Below are 19,747 nucleotides of genomic sequence, written 5' to 3' on the forward strand. Positions count from 1 at the left end.
ATCTCAACAAAATCAAAGGAATAACCCATACACGCCACTACGACATTCCATGAATGCCCGTCGCTGCATGTGATTACTCTTCTGTCCGTTTGCCTGAGATTGTGAACCCTTCGGCGCCGTGTCGACACGGTCTCTCCAGAAGCTGCTCCTGCCATAGTGTGACCCATGACAATCATAGCTTTCTCTTTATTTGATTATCCGATGCGTCGCTGCATCGATGAATTGTTTCTAATTCTAGTAATCTCTAAAGCGTTTGTCAACGCCTTTTTCAAAATGATTTTTCAATCTATGAAAAGGACTTTACCATCTTTTCCAGAAATCATACAGCACGACTTGATCACGAAAGGATGAAACATTCATGTCGACGATTTACTTGATTCGCCACTGTGAAACGACTGGTCAAGCACCGGAAGCCCCGTTAACACCTCGTGGAGAAGAACAGGCGCAACGACTGTGTACGCAGTTATTTGAGCTTCCAATCACACATCTTATTTCGAGTCCGTATCGCCGAGCGCTCGACTCGATTCAACCACTTGCGACTGCTCTGAAACTACCCGTTGCACAAGAAGAGGACTTAAAAGAACGACGGTTAAGTGCTATTCCACTTGACGATTGGCAGGATCATCTTCGTCGAACGTTCATCGATCCAGACTATACGTGTCCTGGTGGTGAATCTAGCCGGATAGCAACTAAGCGCATCACGCGTGTCGTTGAAGAAGCGTTGCAACAGCATGATGGTTCCATTCTCGTGACACATGGGAATTTGTTATCTTTATATCTGCATTCGATTGACCCTACGTTTGGATTCGAAGAAAGTTTACAGCTGAAGAATCCGGATATTTTTAAGGTGACACGTATTCAGCAACAAACAATCGTCGAACACTTGGAAGCTTTTTGAAAATCTATTCATTTTAGGCATATGACTTGATATAATCTATTCTTTTTACTTATGAAAAGCATAAGAACTATCTATTTTACTTCCCTTCGAAACGGCTTTATATTAAACGAATTGATAATAAAGTTAAGTAGTTTTCGATTCAGGTATGAAACGGAACTTCAGAAAAGAAGGGATTTTTATGTCTACCACAAAAAAAGGCTATTTCATGATGATCGTCCTCTGGTTCGCCTATGCGACCTTCGCCATGAACTGGGTTGCAGGTTCGTCGTTGACGCCACAAATCACGGCGCATTTCTTCGGCAATCAGACCGTTGACCCCCTCATCTCACAACTCGTCAATTATTCGATTACGACGGCGCGTGTCTTCGCCAACATTCTCGCCGCGCTCATCTTGATGAAGCTCGGTCCGAAAAAAGCACCGTTACTCGCACTGTTCTTCCTGATGATGTCGATTGTCGCCATCTACCTGCCGAACTACTGGGCGTATACGGTCGCTCGCATGGTCATGGGACTCGGTGGTTCAATGGTCATCGTCTATATGAACCCGGTCGTGACACGTTACGTTCAAGATCCGGCTGAAAAATTACGCATCAACGCTTTCAATACTGTCTCCTATAACGTCGGTGCATTCGTTGTTTCGCTCTTGTTCACCTTGTTCGCTGATCAATTCGTCAGTGACTGGAAACTGACGTTGACGATCTTCGCGAGTCTGACAGCGATCCTCTTCTTCGCATGGTGGATCGGTAGTGAATCGTTCGAGTTGAACGATGCTACGGACGCGGACGAAACGCCTTACGGTTACGGAAATGCTGTTCGTGATCCATTCCTCTGGAAATATGCGGTTGCTTTCGGCGGTTTCCTGACGCTCTATATCTTATCGCTCGTTGGCTTGAAACCTGTGTTCGATACGTACACGCAGTTGAACGGTTCGCTCGTCAATCTGCTAGTCTCCGGTGCCGGAATCGTCGGAACGTTCGTTGGTCTACGGATCGGTAACAAAGGAACACCTCGTAAACCGATTCTGTTGATCAGCGGGACGGTCATGATCGCGAGTTTCCTCGTCACGGTCTTGTTCGGAAACATCTCGCCACTCGTTTCGTATGTCTTTGCGTTCATTTCCGGATTTGCGATGTACATCCAGTATCCGATCTTCATGAACTTGGCACACGAACGAAAAGGGATGACACCGCAAAAGATTACCGTCTTATTCGGTCTCTTCTGGGCAATCGCTTATGCGACGCAGACGATCTTTACGATCATTTGGAGTTACGCACTCGGCCATGCGGGATATACGGTCTCGATGATCGTCTTCTTCCTCTGCTGTTCCGTGTATCTGTTCTTTACGTTCTTCTTACCAGAAACAAAACCAAAACGGACGAATGCACTTCGCAAATCCGCTTAATCAAGCAACAAGCCCTTCCGAATTACCGGAAGGGCTTGTTTTTATGTCTCGTTATGCGCGCCGTAACTATGGCGAAGGGCAAATAACAGCCGAATCAATGATTCATGATAACCGATGAACCATCCTTCTTCGATTCCGTTGACGATGGCTTCTTCTGTCATCCAAGCGACGCGTTGGACTTCTTCTTCCTGCAACGTCAGCGTCGTCAAATCCACTTCCTGCTCGACGAGATAATAATCATCAAAACCGATTTCAAACGGAATCGTCAGATGAGGACGAATGCCTGTGAAATCGATATCGAGTCCAAGCTCTTCCAACAGTTCCCGTTGCGCTGCCATCTGACTCGTATCCCCACTAATCGCACTGCCTCCGACCGTCACATCCCACATGTTCGGCCAACCGGATTTGAACGGTTGCCGTTGTTGGACGAGCATCTCTCCTTTGGCGTTAAAAACACAGACGTGAATCGTCATGTGATAATCGCCGGCTGTATGTGGCGTTCCCCGTGTCCAGAGCCGTCCTGTTTTCTTACGATCTGCTGTGTATACGTCCCACTGTTCCATCCTAAATCATGCCCCTTTTAATCAATGAAAGATGTAGAGTTTGAACTTTCCTCCGCCTTGACGCAATCAATCGCGACGACGAGGGCGATCAACAATTCTTCCATTGCTTCATCTTCGACTTCAATGATGTACTGATCGGTCCAAGAAATCCATTTTTTCTGCACGCGACCAATCCGTTGTCCCTGTTGTAGAACTTCAAAATCGACATCCCACCAGTCACCCGTCACTTCGAACTGATCCGAGTTAATCGTATAGCGGTCCTTGAAGAAGGTAAGCTCTTTAATAATTTCAAATGATTGCCCTGCTGCTTCGACATAAAAGACCGGTCGGAAACTGAACGTTTTCTTCTCGATTTCGGCGACGACTTCTCCGTTTCGGTTCGTTACGGTAAAGGTCTTCGGTAATTTCATAAAACTACCCTCGATGTGATAGGCATCGTGCCCTACCTCGTCTTGAATCGAGAATCGTCCACGTAAACTGAACGCTTTTTCTTTCATATAGAGTGTATGCATACCGGTCTCCTCCTTTAGTGTATAGTCTCATTTACGCGATCATCGACGGAAAAGATTCAATATCTGGAAATTATCGTTTGTGTCCGGAATTTCGGTGGTATCAACTTACATATCACGAATCTACGGGAAAGAAGGAATTTTGATGTCTATCGATACGATTGTTCTCTTCATTTTACTCGCCATCGCCCTGTTGATCATACTTGTCCCACCGCTTCTTCTTTGGCATGTCTGGCGCGCCGATCGTCGTCAGCAAGAACACGCGGTCCTGCGAAACTTCCCTGTCCTCGGAAAAATGCGCTATATCCTCGAGAACATGGGACCGGAACTCCGCCAATACTTATTTCTCAACAATAACGAAGGGAAACCCTTCTCCCGTAATGAATACAAGACGGCCGTCCTTTCCGGCAAATATCAAAGTCGGATTCTCGGTTTTGGATCGGAACGTGATTTTGAAGAAGCTGGTTTTTATGTACAAAACGCCCTCTTTCCAACGAATCGTCAGGAATTACGCATCGACCAGTCGGAACGTGTCGACACACACATCTATCAGATTGACCGCGATGAACTATTTACACGTAAAGAACATCTCGTTGCGAAGCAAATTTCACCATACCTCTTAAAAGAGGAGGATGCTCCGGTCATTGGCGCGACGACGTGTCGGCATCCCTATCAAGTGAAAGGACTGATCGGTCAATCCGCGATGAGCTTCGGGGCACTCGGTGACCGGGCGATCACTGCGCTCTCGATCGGACTGGGTCGCGCTAAAGGCAGCTGGATGAATACCGGTGAAGGTGGGCTATCCGATTTTCATCTAAAAGGTGACGTCGACATCATCTGTCAGATTGGTCCCGGTCTGTTCGGTGTCCGAACGGAAGACGGTGACTTTTCGTTCGATGAGTTCCAGAAAAAAAGTGAGTTACCGCAAGTCAAAGCCTTCGAACTCAAGCTCGCCCAAGGGGCTAAGACACGCGGTGGTCACCTCGAAGGATCAAAGGTTACGGAAGAGATTGCTGCTGTCCGGAAGGTCAAAGTCGGTGTCGGCATCGATAGTCCGAACCGCTTCAACGAATTCACGACACCAGAGACGATGCTCGACTGGGTCGAACGTCTACGTGAGATCGGCGGGAAACCGGTCGGAATCAAAGTCGTCGTCGGTAATCTTGAAGACATGCGGCAGTTGATTGCTTATATGAAAGAATCCGGACGTCATCCGGACTTCATGACGGTCGACGGAGGTGAAGGAGGAACAGGCGCGACGTTCCAAGAACTCGCGGATGCTGCCGGTCTACCACTCTTTTCCGCCTTACCGTTCGTCCACCAACTCCTGACGGAAGCTGGTTTACGCGACAAGGTCAAAGTGTTTGCGTCCGGTAAGCTGATCAGTGCCGATAAGATTGCGATAGCTCTCGCCCTCGGTGCCGACTTCGTCAATATCGCACGTGGTCTGATGTTTAATGTCGGCTGTATCCAAGCGCAAGTCTGTCACACGAATCACTGTCCGGTCGGTGTCGCGACGACCGACCCGAAGCTGCAAAAGGCGCTGATCGTCGACGAAAAAAGTTTCCGCGTGACGAACTACATCATTTCGTTACGAGAAGGTCTTTATAACCTGACGGCGGCAGCAGGACTCGTCTCGCCGACGGAACTTCGCCCAGAACACGTCATCTACAAGGACGAAGCCGGACACCTGATTCCGGGACCGGACTGGATGACACGGCATATGATGGATCGCTCTCTTTCCTCACGGTAACGAATAGCACTCACTTGCACTTTTTAGCCAGAGCGCTTAAAGTGTATAGTTGATGAAATTCTTTAACCACACATGTGCATTACCTTAAGGAAAGGGTTTAATATACTATGAAAAAGAACTTTTGGCAGGACTTACCACGACCATTTTTCGTCTTAGCACCGATGGAAGACGTCACCGACGTCGTCTTCCGCCACGTCGTCGCAAAAGCGGCGCGTCCGGACGTCTTCTTCACGGAATTTACGAATACAGAAAGCTATTGTCATCCGAAAGGCAAGCAGAGCGTCCGCGGACGTCTCGAGTTCACGGAAGATGAACAACCAATGGTTGCTCACATCTGGGGCGACAAACCAGAATATTTCCGCGAAATGAGTATCGGCATGGCAGAGATGGGCTTTAGCGGGATCGACATCAACATGGGCTGTCCCGTCCATAACGTCGCCGTGAACGGAAAAGGCTCCGGCTTGATCAATCGTCCGGAAGTCGCGGCTGAACTGATCCAAGCTGCAAAAGCGGGCGGTCTCCCAGTCAGCGTCAAAACGCGTCTTGGCTACACGAAGGTCGAAGAGTGGTACGATTGGTTGCGTCACATCCTCGAACAAGATATCGCGAACCTCTCGATTCACCTCCGGACACGTAAAGAGATGAGCGCCGTTCCAGCGCACTTCGAATTGATTCCGGAAATCAAAAAGTTACGCGATGAGATCGCACCACAGACGTTACTGACGATCAACGGGGATATCAACGATCGCCAGCACGGGCTTGAACTCGTCGAGAAATACGGTGTCGACGGTGTCATGATTGGTCGCGGGATCTTCCACAACCCGTTTGCGTTCGAAGTCGAGAAAAAAGAACATTCGAGCCAAGAACTCCTCGATTTGTTACGTCTCCAGCTTGATCTGCACGATCATTACTCGGCTCAATTCGAGCCACGTCTCTTCAAACCATTACGCCGGTTCTTCAAGATTTACGTCCGCGGATTCCGCGGCGCGAGTGAACTGCGGGTCAAATTGATGGAGACGAACTCAACAGATGAAGTACGTGCCTTACTCGACGCTTTCGTTGAAGAAGAAGGAATTCACGAGGTCAACTCGTTTTCAATTTAACAGCAAAGCACGCCTCCTCGTCTCGAGGAAGCGTGCTTTTTCGTGTCACCAGTGTTCGACGGTTTGCCGCGTATCCGCACACCACTGTTCAAAGTCAGACTGATGCGTCAGCAACAGGAAGCGCCGTTTACCGAGTCGTCGGTCGAGACGTGCGATGCCACGGATGAAAGGATGTGGATGAACGAGCGCTTGTTCAAACGCAAGGTTCGGGTACTGCAACAAGTCCTGTTGCATCTCGTAGTTCTCCATGTACCCGTCCTGTTTGACCTGTCGTTCACTCTCAGCGGATAACGCATGCGACTGCTTCAACCAGTCGGACTGCCATAACGATCCGGCTGGTTTTTCCGGTAACTGTGCAGCTTGTAATGCATAACGCCGCTCGACTTCCCGCTCGAAGTGAAAGTCGTCTGCTCCGAGAATCTCTTCTCCGTCAAACGTCACCCAGACGCGACTAGGACTATCTTGAATCCGGTAGACAGCTGCATGAAAAGCAATCCGTCCCTGTAACGACGGGGCGAGTAGTTGCTCGACCCGTTTTTTGATGATGGAAAACTGCACGCAATCCGTCCTTTCCGTCCGGCTAATCTAATCAGCCGTTCTTCATATGAAACGATTCCGCAAGCGTAAACGTCAACTCTTTTAACTCGAGACCACCGAGTGCAAAGTAGAGTTTCAAATAGTTGTGCGGGTTGAAGACGAAGACGTCCTTCGTCTGACTGATCCACTCGCCGTTCGTTCCATTGAAGGTGAAGGTCGCAACCGGCATGTTGTTCGCAAACAATGTCACTGGCATCTGCGCCAGTTCACCAGCATTCGAACGTGCCGTCAACGTGACCTGATACATCCCTGTCTCTTCCGCCGTGACAGCGAAGACATGACTGCTTCCTGTCGTCGTCGTGACGTCCGTTAACGGGAAGGCATCTCCACTGATGAGGCGTTGGTGCGAGACCGCTTGCTCTTCGAGCGTCTCCTCTTCGACCGGTGCCCCGAGAACTTCGACCGGTGATACTGTTCCCATCACACGGTCCATGACCGGTGAGCGTAACAGGAACTGACAGATGTTCGCAGCACTCCGCAGTAACTCGGAACGTCGAAGTGTTCCGTCAGCGAGAGCCGTCAACGTATCATCCTCGAACGGATTCGTTCCCGGTTCGCCGACGACCATATAGAGATCGTTTTGCGAACGGACCATCGTCGCCGTTTGCTGACGGTTTGCTTCCGTTCCTTCGGCGTTGATCTTCGCCCACCAGTCGGTCATGACGATTCCGTCAAAGCCCCACTCATCGCGCAAAATACGTGTGTTCTGATCATATAAGCCGGCAGTCCAGATGCCATTGACGGCACCATACGTTGTCATGATCGAGTAGGCTTTCCCGTCCTTGACTGCCATCTCGAACCCTTTCAGGTACAACTCACGTAACGCCCGTTCTGATACGATCGAATCCAGATCATGCCGGTGGAACTCTTGGTTGTTGGCACTGAAGTGCTTCAATGTTCCCGTCACACCAACCCGGTGCATCCCGTCGAGCTGTGCCACGGCCATTTTTCCAGTCAGATACGAATCCTCCGAGAAATACTCGAAGTTCCGTCCGTTGAGTGGATGACGGTGAAGATTCATCCCTGGTCCAAGCAACGTATCGATCTCGTTCTTCCGTAACTCAAGACCTGTCATCTCAAATAGATTGGCGATCAACGTCGTATTGAACGTCGAAGCCAGCAACGTTCCGTTCGGTAACGAGAAGGCTTTCGTTCCGATGTCCATCCGGATTCCGGACGGACCATCCGCACAACAGCCTGCTGGAATGCCAAGTGCTTCGAGTTCTGTCGTCACGCCACCAAAGGCACCCGCCGTTCCTGGTGTGACACGCGGTGAGTTCATCCCTTCCCCCCGGACGATTGCCGCGAGATCCGCATCCGTCAATTGATCGAGGAACGTCTCGAGCGTGACACGTTCTTCTTTGACGTCGCGTAACTTCCAACCAGCGTCTTCCGTCTGCGTCCGCTCAACGGGACGCTCCTGTTGACGACGTTGTTCCGGATCAATCGTCCGCAATGGTGTCGCTTCATACGTCACCGTATATCCCGTTTCGGTCGCTTGCGGTTTGATGCGTTCAAACGCCTTCACCGGTGCCATGTTCTCCGTTAAGACGTCCGTGACGTCAAGCGTCTCGACGGAATGGCTTGCGACTGGAACCGCCGACCTGACGTCCGTTCCGAGATAGAGCTGATACGTGCCAGGTTCTATGACATAAGACGATTTATGCCCGGTGACGCCACTATCGTCATAACTCGCAAATGAGGCGAACGGTACGACGAGTGTGAGAGATTCTTGCTCACCTGGTGCGAGTTCTTCTGTCTTTCCGAACGTAACAAGTTGACGCGTCGGGTTCCCGAGTTGTCCCTGTGGTTTCTCGAGGTATCCTTGTACGACTTCCTTCCCACTCGTCTGCCCGGTATTCGTCACCGTCGCTGTAACAGTCCAAGCATCAGCTGACGTCGTCACGTCTGTCGTAAGGTCAAACGACGTATACGATAATCCATAACCGAACGGATACAAGACCGCTTCCGGTGCGAACGTCTCGAAGTAACGGTACCCGACATAGATGTCTTCTTGATACAACGCGCGATCAGCATGACCGAAGTGTGGTGTTGACGGATAATCATCGAGTGAACGGACGATCGTATCTGGTAATTTTCCGGACGGCGAGACGCGGCCGAGCAAAAGATCACTCAGTCCAGTTCCGCCTTCCATCCCTCCTTGCCACGCGTAAAGGACAGCACTTGGCGCCGTCTCTTCGACCCAGCGCATATCGATGATATTCCCGACGTTCAAGACGACCACAGTTTGTTTGAAGTGTGTCGTCACGAGTCGGAGCATCTCCCGTTCCGTCTCCGTTAAAAAATAACTCCCTGGGTCCGCTGTATTGTCGCGGTCTTCCCCAGCCGTACGACCGATCATGATCAAGGCAACATCGGAGTCAAGCGCTGCTTGCTGAACGAGTGTCGCGTCAAGCGGCATCTCTTCTTGCGACCACGGCTCGGCTGCCCAGCCTTCACCTTGGTCAAACGGATGGTCTTCAAGCCACGTCTCGTACGCCTTGAGGACGTCTGCGTTCAGCGTTACGTCTTCGCGTAGCATATCGAGCGGACTGACGACGTTCGTAACGTTGACCATCCCGCCTGATCCTGTTCCACTTTTATAGTAGTTGAACTGATTACGTCCGAAGACAGCGACCGTCGATGCGGGTTGCAACGGGAGCACACCATCATTTTGTAAGAGGACTGCCCCTTCCGCGACGGTTTGTCGAGCGAGTTTTGTATAGGCTTGCCAATCGAGTGTGTATGTCATACGTCATCCACCTTTATTAGTTAGTTTGAGAAAAGAGTCGTTTTAAGTCCTTCGCAATTTCGTCTAAGCTGTCTTCGGCTTGCGGATACAGACCGAGTTTATCAAGAAAGGCATGTTCCATCCCGCGGTAGTGGAGATAACGAGTCTTGACGCCAGCGCGTGCCAGTTTTTTCGCATACGCTTCCCCTTCAAGACGTAAGTAATCAAACTCTCCTGTAATGACGAGTGCCTCTGGTAGATCATCGAGCGTCGCGAACAACGGTGAGATCCGTCGATCCGTCGAATCACTTGCTTGAACATACCATTGCTCGAGGACACCTTCTTCATCTTGAAGCGACAAAATGATCCGTTCGAGTAACTGCGGTTCCGTTTGTCGGTCATACGCTTCAAGCGTCCAGTCATATTCCGAATTTGGATGTTCCCCAACGTTGACGACTGGATAATACAAGACTTGATAGCGGATATACGGTATCGGACGCTCGCGGTCGAGCAAACAACAGACCGTCGCTAAGTTCCCACCGGCACTATCACCGGCGACAGCGATTGCACCTGGATCAATCCCAAGTCGATCAGCGTGCTCGACTGCCCAATCGATCGCTGCATGACAATCCATAAGCCCTGTCGGAAACGGATGCTCTGGCGCCAATCGATAACCAACGGACAAGACGGCGACGTTCCCTTTATCGGCTAATGCCTTACACGGATTCTCGACCGTCTCGAGCGTGCCCCCGAAAAAACCACCGCCATGGAAATAGACGACGAGCGGGATTGGACGCGCCGCTTCCGGACGATACAGCCGTGCTTCGATCGTGGTACCGGATCTTGGAATCACGAGGACATCCGTCGCAATCTGTCGGGTCGTCACGTCTTCGTTGTCCCAGCCCATGCCGGCACGCGCCAGTTCGACTGGCGACGCCCCTTCTGGAATCGAGACCGATGGACGCTGCGTGAGGACGACCTCACGGACACGCGGATCGAGTGTTCCTGGAGTCGAGACGTCAGGAATCGGCTTATCGACGATTTCGAGTCCATCTTGATGAATCGATGAACGATTTCGTAACGTTCGTAGTAAATCTTGCATCGATGCGGTAGACAAATGGATCGCTTCCTTTCTTGTCAAACTGCTATCGAAAGCGCTTTCGATAACTACTAAAAAAATTTCGAATGCCTCTTTTTCAAAAAAGAGACCGCTTACATCACAATATACCTGTCTTTGACAGGAGAAGCAAATGTTTCACCTAAAAAAATCAGCGCAGTCGCCTGCGCTGATCCTCATCGTAATTGTTCTTGTGAAACGATCGTAAAGCCATCGATGACCGTGTCTTCCTCGACCTCGATCAACAAGCAGCGTTTTCCTTGGTAGTTGACTTGTTTGACGTACTTCAAGTCTTGCGGACTGATCGCGATGTTTGCGACCTTCGTATTGATTTTAATCGATTTCGCTTCATAGTTCGGGACGATATTACTCGCCTTCATCTCGTACGTCGGATCATCAACAACCGTCTTGAACGCCCGTTCGACTTGTTCTGTACTGACGTCTTCGACACCGCTTGCCTTGAGGACACGCTCGACTTCCTGAACGTCGAGCATCGGTACTTCTTCTTCATCCTGATCCTCTTCGACGACGATCAACTGGTTGATGTTTTCATAGACACCAGCTAACGTCTTCGTATCCATCGATTCACCCACGACTGATTTGACGATTTCCTCGAAGATCGCTTTATCCTCATCTGCCGTGACGATCGGTTGACCGTTCAAGACGTTTTCAAGGAAGCCAAAATCCGGTTTATTCGGCTTGCCCGCCGCATACAAGACATGATTGACGTCTGCTGCGTTGTCGGTGAAGGTCGGGAAGAGAAATCCACCGATCGGCGATGCCAGTTTGATGACCGGATTGATGAATAAGTTCGACTTGAATTCGCGTTCGACAAAATCAAAGACGAGTGATTGTTTCGGTAACTCCGTTAAGTTAAGGCTGCCGAGAATGAACGGTGTCGTATAGACGTCGTCATTCGGATCGATCTCTGTCTCATCTGCTTGGCGCTTCGTCGTTTTATAGTATTGTCCGCGAATGAACGTGACGACGAGGTCATTCTCGTACTGGACGTCTTGAACCATCTTCAACGCCATCGTCTGCATCTGTTCGACCCAGTCCTCCGGCTCTTCCGCATACAGTCCTTCGTAAAGGAGCTGCTGCGTATGACCCGTCTCCCCTTCTTCCGGATGCGTGAACTTGACCTCGAACAGCTTGACGTCGAGTTTTCCACCTAGTACCTTCTTGAAGTTCGCAAGGAACAGCTCCTGTTGCTCCGGATCAAGCAATGGAAACGGTCGGGCTTCCTCATGATAGATTTCACTCGTCTCTTTTCGAATATAGACGTTGTAGATTTCATGGATTTTTAGTAAATCGGCATCCATCTTGAAGTGACGACGGATGTCGGCGATGTCTTTTTTATTCATGCATACCAGCTCCTCGAATCATTAAAATCCTGCTTCCTGAAAAGCGTACCATATGCGAGATGACCCGACATCTTTTAGAAAATCAATGCGCACGGAATGAATACGCGCGTGTGACAGGATTAACGATCTCATATTCATATTCCTGGTGGGCAGCGCGAGCTTGCGCGATACAATTTTCTAGTTCTTTTGTGTTGAAATAACGTTGCGCTTCCGTCAACGTGCCACTTACGACTAAAAAGATTCCGAACACGATCAACCATCCTCTGATTCGTTCGTTCATTATGTAGTCCCCTTTCTTCTCCACCTAAATCCTAACATCAGACCCTTCTATATAATGACAAAAGTTTAATTTTAATAACATTTACACGATATTCATTTTTTCCTAAATAAGTGATGCCATACTAAAAATTGTGAAGGGTGTCTTCACATCATCTCGTCTCATACATAGGAGGAATGACACGTGTTCAAAGCCATCAAGTCCATCGTCATCACTACGCTCGTCTGCCTGACCGCTTTCCAATTCGATACGACGTCTGTTTCCGCGTTACCATCGGGCATCTCATCGAAAGCGACGGCCCAGTCTCAACTCGATGCCTTAACGGTTAAAACAGAAGGCAGCATGACCGGTTATTCGCGTGATTTGTTCCCGCACTGGAGCAGTCAAGGAGGCGGCTGTGATACACGACAAGTCGTCTTAAAACGTGACGCTGATTCATATGTCGGATCGTGCCCCGTTACATCTGGTTCTTGGTATAGTTACTATGACGGACTGACATTCACGAATCCGTCTGACCTCGACATCGATCACGTCGTACCGCTTGCGGAAGCATGGCGTTCAGGAGCAAGCAGCTGGACGACGACGACACGTCAAGCATTCGCAAACGATTTGACAGGTCCGCAATTGATTGCTGTCTCTGCAAGCTCGAACCGTTCAAAAGGGGATCAGGATCCGTCGACATGGAAGCCGACACGGGCAGGTGCGAGCTGTGCCTACTCGAAGATGTGGATCAATACGAAGAGCCGCTGGAACCTCAGCTTACAATCGAGTGAAAAAACAGCGCTACAGACGATGTTGAACACATGTACATACTAAAAAGGAGTCGATTCGATGGAAACGAAAACCTCTACCTTTACTGCCACACATGGTGTGATGACGCAAGAAGTTGGTGTCATCAGCGGTGAACTCGAACTCCGGACGACTTGTCAGGAAAACGGAACGTTGGAACTGAAGATTGCTTACGTCGGGGCGATAGACATCTATACGTTACCTGGCAGTTATCGTGTCCACGATGTCCGGGATCATGACGTCATCCATCAGATGCTCGTCAATGTACTGGAGCGAACATAATGAAAAACAGACGCCGTCCAAGTTAATGGACGGCGTCTGTTTTGTTCTCAACTATTTTAAATGAGATTGTTATTATTTGGTTCATCACCATAACGCTTGGTCGTTAATTTAACGACCCTCAAGGCGCTGCATCCAGAAAGACAGAAGTGACTGCTTTCGCCATCCCAGGTGCAAAATCACTGACTACAGAACGAACACCTCCCAGTACATCTTGGAGCACAGCCGTAATCGCCGATACATCCCGCCCGAGACGATGGATAGAAGACGTCCAGCCTTGGCATCAAGAATGATTTTCGCATAGTGATGTCCTTTTCTCGTGGCGAACTCCTCGATAAGGATGTGTATCACCTGTCCCACTGTATCGACTGAAGCGTACTGATAAAACAACCGTTCCACAGTCGTATAAGGAAGTTCATATTCACGTGCTACATCTGAAATCGTCCGGCCATGGCAACGTGGCAGCAATGAGAACGCCGATGACCTTCTGCATGAATTCTTCCCAAAAGGAACGAACTTCGGGATGGTTGACTCAGCAGAACTAGATTACGCACTCTCTCGAATCAACAATCGTCCACGAAAGTGTCTCAATCGGAAAACAGCATACGAGGTCTTTTCTGAAGAAGTGTTGCTCTTAATTTGACAAACCGTCCCAATAGAAAAGCAGATGGTTTTGAAATCCATCTACTTACTTAGTATCATTTCGTCTTACTCGACCACAATCCAATTCAATTGTGACAAACTTTGCTTGAGTTCATTCAATTTTTTCAATCTTTGTATGAAAAATATCTCAATCTCATCTATGTGGTCTTGTGTACTTAAGAAATGCGTCAAAGATTGGTCAGCGTACAACATAAACCAGTCATTTCGCTCTTCTGGCGCTTCATAGACCCATCCTTCATTCACTTCTGCGAATTGTTTGAATGCATCCATCAAAATTAATCTGTGTTTACTGTTCGGGTGAACCTCTATATAGACAGACACTTCTGGATAATCAGCTTGTTCAAAACTAAATCCGCAGCCGATAAATTTCCAATCACTTTGATCATTTTGAATGACGTACCGATTATAATCACGAAGTTCAATCGCACGATTCCCCCATGGTTTCGGCTTTCCAAATAAATTCGTAAACATGTGCATCGTCTTTTCGTTGAGACATTGATCTAACATCGAAATGGTTCTTCCTAAGTTTTGAATCGCATATACATCTTGAGGTAGGAATGTTCTTGATTTATTCAATTCAATATCCTCCATATATTTGAGCACTTGTTTGTAGTACAAATCCTGTTTGTTATTTTCCTGCAGCATCATGTAAAGTTGAAACCATTGCAATTGAAAGAACTTGGTTGAGAATGTAGCAACTTGTTTGGGATCAAAATATTGAGTGATATAAAACAGGTATGTCGAAAATCCTTCTTCTTCACTTTGCTCAAGATGTTCTCGATAACGTTGCAATTGATGATGTCCTTCACCGCTACCTAACTTATTCTCGATAAATACAATGTGTGGAGTTTCCCTTTCACTAAACGTGATGACGAGATCGGGTCGACTGTCGGTATCATGTGTGTGTAGTTTATTATACGTTTTTTGTGTATATGCCTTCACATGACTAATTTCATACAAATCCACATTTGCAAACCGTTTAAAAAAATTCGTCAATAAATCCGGTTGTTCGAAAATCGGAGCAATGATTTCGGTCAAATAATCTTCGTAGGGATTAGATTCAGATTGACGTAACAGGTTATAGATTTTCGAATACGATGACAACATCAGCTTCGCTCCCTTCGCAGAGTTTTAGCATTTTACCAACATATATTAAAACATTTTTCAAAAATCTTTACCGTTAGTCCTCTAGAATACGGATACATTATATATTTCAAAAATACATATTCATTTAATCCATTTTATTCTATGGTAATCCAGAAAGGAGAATAACGTCGGACTATTCCATTGGTCAAGCTGCCAAAACGAGTAATTCATTTCTCAATTACGCTATTATGATAATCAAGGACTCTTGCCTTTTCTAAAGCGTATCCCAAAAGAAAATCGTATCTTTGATGAAGATGCTATGATTAAACAACACGAAACCAATGTTATCCGTAAAATGCGTGAAACAGAAGAGTGCTTAAAAAATCCAAGTAAAATCACCCGGCTAGAAAAAGAATTAGATAAGTAAGTATGTTGTCCCCCCTAAGCTACATTGCTTAGGGGGGACAGTTTATATGAGTTCAACAAAACTAGCTTGTCACATTTAATCTATTAATCTTACTTAAATTAGGGCAAGCTCATTGTATTTGATTTAAGTGATATGGTCCATTTCTATACTCACTTCATTTTTCCTTACATCTTCATTTGAATAGGAGATAGAATTCAATCCAATTAATTCAATACCATTCTTTCTTTAAATAAAATTTAATAGATCTGTCGAATAGTGATCATAATGATGCTTCCTGACTTTTGTTTAGAAATTTACTTATGATACGGCTCATTCCGATTAATCCGATACGCCCGATAAATCTGTTCACAGAGGATCATCTTCATCAACTGATGCGGGAATGTCATCTTCGAAAACGAGATTGTATCATTTGCACGCTGCATCACTTCTGGTGCAAGACCGAGTGATCCACCGATGACGAAGGCAATCTTGCTCTTGCCGTATGTCGCGAGTTGATCGAGTTCTTTTGCGAACTGTTCACTCGTCCGTTGTTTTCCTTCGATAGCAAGTGCGAGGACATGAACGTCTGGTCCAATCTTCGCTAAAATCCGTTCGCCCTCTTTTTTCTTCACTTGCGCCATCTCCGCTTCACTCAACTGCTCCGGTGCCTTTTCTTCCGCGACCTCGATTTCTTGGATCGAACAGTAGGCGCCGAGACGCTTCGTATATTCGGCGATGCCTTGTTTCAAATACTTCTCTTTTAGCTTTCCGACCGTAATGATGGTAATTTGCATCTTTTTTCTCGCTTTCTGACAGAAAATTCAGGAGTTATCCACAGAGTTATCCACAAATCCACATGTTGATATTTATTTTTTGCTTGACACAAGATATGTTGCCGGTGCCTCGCAGTATTCACAGATAATGTTTTTTTCTGGATTTAGCTGATCGAGAATCGGGTATTGTTCTGTTTCATCTACGATTTCGTCAAGCGCAAGCTCGACATGTTCTAAGCAGACGTACTTATCCACAGGTTGTCTCCTCCTTTCACTTATCCACATTTATCCGCTTCCAGTATAACAAATATCGACCTTCCTGACCGAAAAAGTCGCAGGTTTCCATACTCAAAAAAACCATCCACAGGTCGGACCTGTGGATGGTTTTTAGGTGATACCTTACTGAACGGTTGGCGACTGAGCCGACAACTTCACATCTGCTTTCTGTTTTTCACCGCCACGGTAGAACGTGACTTTGACCGTATCACCGACTTTTGCATCCCGGTAGAGAACGCTTTTTAGATCGGCGAACGATGCGATCGCTTTTCCGTTGATCTCAACGATGACATCGTTTGCCTTCATTCCCGCTTTTTCGGCTCCACTATTACGGGTTAGACCAACGACGACGATTCCTTTCGTGACATCATTCGGTAATTTCAGTCGATCTTCGCGGTACCCGCTTGGGAATTCCTGCACGTCACGAATCTGAATCCCGAGCTGTGGACGAACGACTTCACCATTTTGCTCGAGGTCACGCATGATTGGTAACGCTTCGTTGATCGGAATCGCAAATCCGACCCCTTCGACACTTGCTTCTGCAATCTTCATCGAGTTGATCCCGATCAATTGACCGGCTGTGTTGATGAGCGCTCCACCGGAGTTCCCCGGGTTGATTGCTGCATCGGTTTGAATGACTTCTGTATTAAAGTCTTGCTGCCCATCCTTGTTCGTATCGACGGGGACAGACCGTTCCTGCGCACTGATGACACCTCGCGTGACGGAGTTCGCAAAGATCCCGAGTGGGTTTCCGATCGCAAGCACCGTTTCACCGGCACGTAACGTATCCGAATCCCCCAGTTTTGCGACTTGTGTCACTTTCGATGAATCAATCGAGAGGACCGCTAAATCGTACGTCGGATCTTCCCCAAGGACTTTTGCCTCGAGTGCTGTTCCGTCAGATAACGTGACAGACAAGCGGCTCGCCCCTTCAACGACGTGGTAGTTCGTAACGACGTAAGCTTTATTGCCGTCTTTTTTATAGATGACGCCGGACCCTGCACCCGTTTCCTGATCGGTTCCTTGGAACGAGCTCTGAAGGTTCGTCACGCTCACGACGGCTTCCTTCGTCTTACCGACCGCACCGACGATGTCGGCCTCATCCTCTGTCGTCTGTGTCGCAGTCTGTTCCGCTGTCGTCGACGAAACCGGAGTCGGACTCGTCATCTCATCGCGGACGAACGGCCACGCGACGAGGGCAATCAACAAGGCTCCGACGATTCCGCCGATCAGACCGACGAAAAAGGCTTTTCCGGCACCGCGACGACGCGGTGGTTCTGGTTGTTCTTCATATGGTTCACGATAAGGGCTGACCGGTTCGCTCGTTGCCGGCTGACGGGGCGGGAAGCCGCTCTCATCGGATGACTGTTCGTATCGTTCGGATTCGTTCCGTGGTTCTTCCGGTCGATCCATCGACATACGCCTCCTTTATGACTCTCTTTACACAAGTATACCCCCATCACGTGGCAAGTGAGCCAAATGTGGGGGTCTTTTGAGCATATTCAGTAATTTCCCATAATCAAAGCTTTAGGAGCGGTGTCGGAATGACCGGATCCGTGTCGAGAAGCTGAATCTTACTCAAATCGACGTCACGGCTCGCGAGCGTCTGGGAGACGCTCATCCGGGCGAGTTCCTTCATGTTGTTGTCCTTGCTCAAGTGGGCCATGTGGATCCGTTTCGTCCGGTCATCCAGGACCTCGCTCATCGCGATCGCGGCGTCCTCGTTCGAGACGTGTCCGTAATCTCCGAGGATCCGTCGTTTGACGCTCCACGGGTAATGTCCCATCTGAAGCATGCCGATATCATGGTTCGCTTCGAAGATATAGGCATCAGCGCCCCGAATGACACCTTTCATCCGGTCCGAGACGTATCCGGTATCCGTGATGTGCGCCAACCGTTTTCCTTCGTGCGCGAACTGGAAGAACATCGGATCCGCTGCATCATGACTGACGTTGAACGATTCGACTTCGATGTCACCGAACTGCTTGACCTCTCCGACTTCCCAGAGGAACTTCAGCGCCGGATCAATCTTACCGATCTTCGCTTCCATCGCCGCCCACGTCTTTTCATTCGCATAGAGCGGGATATTGTACTTCCGTGCCATGATGCCGACGCCTTTGATATGGTCGGAGTGCTCATGGGTGACGAACAGACCATCGATGCCATGTGGCGACCGGTCGATCTGGTCGAACAAGGCGAGCATCGCCTTGCCGGTCAATCCCGCGTCGACGAGCAAGCGGGTCTGTTCACTTTCGATATAGAGGGCGTTCCCCGTCGAGCCACTGGCCATGACGCTGTAGTGTAGGCTCATCGTGCATTCCTCATTTCTCTGAGACTGTATCCAATCGTTCGACGGTCTGGACACCGCCGTCAATCGCATTGACGAAGTAGACTTCCTCGTTGTCGAGCTCGATTTGCCACGTCGGCGGCAGGATTTGAACCGATTCCGTGCCTTCCGTGACGAGACAGAAATAACCGAGCTTGTGACTCGTCAACCGCTTCGATGCCGGGAACAAGCCTTGCTCCGACAACTGGACGATCGCTTCACTTGCCGATAACAACGTCACGTCCTGCGCTTGCCGGACGACCTTGTTCAAGTGGCGTTGTTTGTAGCTGACGATTTCCTTCGCATCGTTGAGCTGCAAGACGAGCAGGGACGGTCCGATCATCGCATCGTCCTCACGCGACTGCTGTGGTGTCGAATAGAGCGGCTGTCCCTTATACGTCTGAACGAATGTCATCTCCTGATACTTACTATCATACTTCCAAAATGTATATTCGGCACCATACCGAACGGACGCTTGAACAAACGATGAAGCGGAATCCCGCATCGTCTTCGCATCGAGTCGATACGGTTTCGTCAACCGGACCGACCACTCGACATCGTTCTTGACGGAAGCGACCGCGTCACGAATCGGTGAACTCGCAAGTGGCGCCAGTGTTCGCGCATCGACTTCGGCTGTTAAATAGCCGATGTCTCGCGTAACCGGTTGTAGTTTTTTCTCATCGATTTGACGATCCTTCAAGATCGATTTACCGGTCGCACTCGTCGCGACGATCCGCGGCTCGACCATCCGGTCCATCAATTGAATGGCAAGGTAGACGTTCAGGATCAAAAAGGTCAGCATCAATAAGGTCTTCGCTTTACTCCAGTCCATTCA

The 19,747-nt window shown here is 48.7% G+C and carries 20 protein-coding genes, 1 pseudogene and 1 riboswitch; of the genes and pseudogenes, 8 read left to right on the forward strand and 13 right to left on the reverse strand.

Annotated elements, in window-relative coordinates:
* Window positions 1-71 precede the first annotated feature (71 nt).
* Window positions 72-149: riboswitch (glycine riboswitch) on the reverse strand.
* A 209-nt stretch (window positions 150-358) separates the two neighbouring features.
* Together NOM72_RS14065 and NOM72_RS14070 are read left to right on the forward strand one after the other, a co-directional pair.
* A complete protein-coding gene (locus NOM72_RS14065) occupies window positions 359-898 on the forward strand; it encodes a histidine phosphatase family protein (RefSeq protein ID WP_055969751.1) in 540 nt (179 codons plus the stop codon).
* A 178-nt stretch (window positions 899-1,076) separates the two neighbouring features.
* A complete protein-coding gene (locus NOM72_RS14070) occupies window positions 1,077-2,300 on the forward strand; it encodes an MFS transporter (protein ID WP_255999371.1) in 1,224 nt (407 codons plus the stop codon).
* Window positions 2,301-2,341: 41 nt separating this feature from the next.
* On the opposite strand, the gene NOM72_RS14075 is transcribed toward NOM72_RS14070, so the two are convergent.
* Both NOM72_RS14075 and NOM72_RS14080 read right to left on the reverse strand, forming a co-directional pair.
* Entirely contained in the window at window positions 2,342-2,863 is a 522-nt protein-coding gene (locus NOM72_RS14075; RefSeq protein WP_174316725.1) for an NUDIX hydrolase, read from the reverse strand.
* 17 nt (window positions 2,864-2,880) lie between these two features.
* A complete protein-coding gene (locus NOM72_RS14080; protein ID WP_055969757.1) occupies window positions 2,881-3,375 on the reverse strand; it encodes an LURP-one-related/scramblase family protein in 495 nt (164 codons plus the stop codon).
* Between the two features lie 142 nt (window positions 3,376-3,517).
* Here NOM72_RS14080 and NOM72_RS14085 point away from each other — a divergent pair, with 142 nt between their 5' ends.
* Window positions 3,518-5,125 (forward strand): FMN-binding glutamate synthase family protein, encoded by a 1,608-nt coding sequence (locus NOM72_RS14085; protein ID WP_055969760.1) that lies wholly within the window; start codon window positions 3,518-3,520, stop codon window positions 5,123-5,125.
* Between the two features lie 107 nt (window positions 5,126-5,232).
* Window positions 5,233-6,228 carry a tRNA dihydrouridine synthase gene (locus tag NOM72_RS14090; protein WP_174316727.1) on the forward strand — a complete coding sequence of 332 codons (996 nt, stop codon included), beginning with the start codon at window positions 5,233-5,235 and terminating at the stop codon, window positions 6,226-6,228.
* A gap of 45 nt (window positions 6,229-6,273) precedes the next feature.
* On the opposite strand, the gene NOM72_RS14095 is transcribed toward NOM72_RS14090, so the two are convergent.
* From NOM72_RS14095 to NOM72_RS14115, 5 genes are all read right to left on the reverse strand, one after another.
* Window positions 6,274-6,786, reverse strand: a complete 513-nt coding sequence (locus NOM72_RS14095; protein ID WP_255999372.1) for an SF0329 family protein — start codon at window positions 6,784-6,786, stop codon at window positions 6,274-6,276.
* Between the two features lie 31 nt (window positions 6,787-6,817).
* Window positions 6,818-9,577 (reverse strand): glycoside hydrolase family 3 protein, encoded by a 2,760-nt coding sequence (locus NOM72_RS14100; RefSeq protein WP_255999373.1) that lies wholly within the window; start codon window positions 9,575-9,577, stop codon window positions 6,818-6,820.
* Between the two features lie 16 nt (window positions 9,578-9,593).
* Window positions 9,594-10,658: an alpha/beta hydrolase gene (locus NOM72_RS14105; protein ID WP_023469830.1), complete on the reverse strand. Its 1,065-nt coding sequence runs from the start codon at window positions 10,656-10,658 to the stop codon at window positions 9,594-9,596.
* Between the two features lie 191 nt (window positions 10,659-10,849).
* Window positions 10,850-12,037 (reverse strand): DUF4317 domain-containing protein, encoded by a 1,188-nt coding sequence (locus NOM72_RS14110; protein WP_035395462.1) that lies wholly within the window; start codon window positions 12,035-12,037, stop codon window positions 10,850-10,852.
* An 82-nt stretch (window positions 12,038-12,119) separates the two neighbouring features.
* On the reverse strand, window positions 12,120-12,317 hold the full coding sequence (locus NOM72_RS14115) for a hypothetical protein (protein ID WP_050678572.1): 198 nt from the start codon (window positions 12,315-12,317) through the stop codon (window positions 12,120-12,122).
* A gap of 192 nt (window positions 12,318-12,509) precedes the next feature.
* Between NOM72_RS14115 and NOM72_RS14120 the strand changes: the two genes are divergently transcribed.
* From NOM72_RS14120 to NOM72_RS14130, 3 genes and pseudogenes are all read left to right on the forward strand, one after another.
* Window positions 12,510-13,130: an HNH endonuclease family protein gene (locus NOM72_RS14120; RefSeq protein ID WP_029343013.1), complete on the forward strand. Its 621-nt coding sequence runs from the start codon at window positions 12,510-12,512 to the stop codon at window positions 13,128-13,130.
* Window positions 13,131-13,145: 15 nt separating this feature from the next.
* Complete coding sequence (locus NOM72_RS14125) at window positions 13,146-13,385, forward strand: hypothetical protein (RefSeq protein WP_055969774.1); 240 nt, start codon at window positions 13,146-13,148, stop codon at window positions 13,383-13,385.
* Between the two features lie 448 nt (window positions 13,386-13,833).
* A pseudogene (locus NOM72_RS14130) lies at window positions 13,834-14,025 on the forward strand (IS30 family transposase); the annotation flags it as partial.
* Between the two features lie 65 nt (window positions 14,026-14,090).
* On the opposite strand, the gene NOM72_RS14135 reads toward NOM72_RS14130, so the two are convergent.
* Complete coding sequence (locus NOM72_RS14135; protein ID WP_255999374.1) at window positions 14,091-15,152, reverse strand: PD-(D/E)XK nuclease family protein; 1,062 nt, start codon at window positions 15,150-15,152, stop codon at window positions 14,091-14,093.
* Window positions 15,153-15,396: 244 nt separating this feature from the next.
* Here NOM72_RS14135 and NOM72_RS14140 point away from each other — a divergent pair, with 244 nt between their 5' ends.
* Window positions 15,397-15,558, forward strand: coding sequence for a hypothetical protein (locus tag NOM72_RS14140; RefSeq protein ID WP_255999375.1), 162 nt, complete (start codon window positions 15,397-15,399; stop codon window positions 15,556-15,558).
* 293 nt (window positions 15,559-15,851) lie between these two features.
* On the opposite strand, the gene rlmH is transcribed toward NOM72_RS14140, so the two are convergent.
* The 5 genes from rlmH to NOM72_RS14165 all read right to left on the reverse strand — a co-directional run bounded on the left by rlmH (window position 15,852) and on the right by NOM72_RS14165 (window position 19,744).
* Entirely contained in the window at window positions 15,852-16,331 is a 480-nt protein-coding gene (gene rlmH / locus NOM72_RS14145; RefSeq protein ID WP_255999376.1) for a 23S rRNA (pseudouridine(1915)-N(3))-methyltransferase RlmH, read from the reverse strand.
* 72 nt (window positions 16,332-16,403) lie between these two features.
* Window positions 16,404-16,565 carry a CxxH/CxxC protein gene (locus NOM72_RS14150; protein ID WP_082487265.1) on the reverse strand — a complete coding sequence of 54 codons (162 nt, stop codon included), beginning with the start codon at window positions 16,563-16,565 and terminating at the stop codon, window positions 16,404-16,406.
* A 144-nt stretch (window positions 16,566-16,709) separates the two neighbouring features.
* Window positions 16,710-17,999, reverse strand: coding sequence for a S1C family serine protease (locus NOM72_RS14155; RefSeq protein WP_255999377.1), 1,290 nt, complete (start codon window positions 17,997-17,999; stop codon window positions 16,710-16,712).
* 106 nt (window positions 18,000-18,105) lie between these two features.
* Window positions 18,106-18,897 carry an MBL fold metallo-hydrolase gene (locus NOM72_RS14160; protein ID WP_023469840.1) on the reverse strand — a complete coding sequence of 264 codons (792 nt, stop codon included), beginning with the start codon at window positions 18,895-18,897 and terminating at the stop codon, window positions 18,106-18,108.
* A 10-nt stretch (window positions 18,898-18,907) separates the two neighbouring features.
* Entirely contained in the window at window positions 18,908-19,744 is an 837-nt protein-coding gene (locus tag NOM72_RS14165) for a two-component system regulatory protein YycI (RefSeq protein WP_023469841.1), read from the reverse strand.
* Between the last annotated feature and the right edge of the window lie 3 nt (window positions 19,745-19,747).

It is taken from the genome of Exiguobacterium sp. LL15 (assembly GCF_024436095.1).
Taxonomy (GTDB): Bacteria; Bacillota; Bacilli; order Exiguobacteriales; family Exiguobacteriaceae; genus Exiguobacterium_A; species Exiguobacterium_A indicum.

What these genes read in the sequence shown, in the direction of transcription:
- NOM72_RS14065 (WP_055969751.1), top strand. Translation starts at nt 359, where the DNA reads ATGTCGACGATTTACTTGATTCGCCACTGTGAAACGACTGGTCAAGCA.
- NOM72_RS14070 (WP_255999371.1), top strand. Translation starts at nt 1,077, where the DNA reads ATGTCTACCACAAAAAAAGGCTATTTCATGATGATCGTCCTCTGGTTC.
- NOM72_RS14075 (WP_174316725.1), bottom strand. Translation starts at nt 2,863, where the DNA reads ATGGAACAGTGGGACGTATACACAGCAGATCGTAAGAAAACAGGACGG.
- NOM72_RS14080 (WP_055969757.1), bottom strand. Translation starts at nt 3,375, where the DNA reads ATGCATACACTCTATATGAAAGAAAAAGCGTTCAGTTTACGTGGACGA.
- NOM72_RS14085 (WP_055969760.1), top strand. Translation starts at nt 3,518, where the DNA reads ATGTCTATCGATACGATTGTTCTCTTCATTTTACTCGCCATCGCCCTG.
- NOM72_RS14090 (WP_174316727.1), top strand. Translation starts at nt 5,233, where the DNA reads ATGAAAAAGAACTTTTGGCAGGACTTACCACGACCATTTTTCGTCTTA.
- NOM72_RS14100 (WP_255999373.1), bottom strand. Translation starts at nt 9,577, where the DNA reads ATGACATACACACTCGATTGGCAAGCCTATACAAAACTCGCTCGACAA.
- NOM72_RS14105 (WP_023469830.1), bottom strand. Translation starts at nt 10,658, where the DNA reads ATGCAAGATTTACTACGAACGTTACGAAATCGTTCATCGATTCATCAA.
- NOM72_RS14110 (WP_035395462.1), bottom strand. Translation starts at nt 12,037, where the DNA reads ATGAATAAAAAAGACATCGCCGACATCCGTCGTCACTTCAAGATGGAT.
- NOM72_RS14115 (WP_050678572.1), bottom strand. Translation starts at nt 12,317, where the DNA reads ATGAACGAACGAATCAGAGGATGGTTGATCGTGTTCGGAATCTTTTTA.
- NOM72_RS14125 (WP_055969774.1), top strand. Translation starts at nt 13,146, where the DNA reads ATGGAAACGAAAACCTCTACCTTTACTGCCACACATGGTGTGATGACG.
- NOM72_RS14135 (WP_255999374.1), bottom strand. Translation starts at nt 15,152, where the DNA reads ATGTTGTCATCGTATTCGAAAATCTATAACCTGTTACGTCAATCTGAA.
- rlmH (WP_255999376.1), bottom strand. Translation starts at nt 16,331, where the DNA reads ATGCAAATTACCATCATTACGGTCGGAAAGCTAAAAGAGAAGTATTTG.
- NOM72_RS14155 (WP_255999377.1), bottom strand. Translation starts at nt 17,999, where the DNA reads ATGGATCGACCGGAAGAACCACGGAACGAATCCGAACGATACGAACAG.
- NOM72_RS14160 (WP_023469840.1), bottom strand. Translation starts at nt 18,897, where the DNA reads ATGAGCCTACACTACAGCGTCATGGCCAGTGGCTCGACGGGGAACGCC.
- NOM72_RS14165 (WP_023469841.1), bottom strand. Translation starts at nt 19,744, where the DNA reads ATGGACTGGAGTAAAGCGAAGACCTTATTGATGCTGACCTTTTTGATC.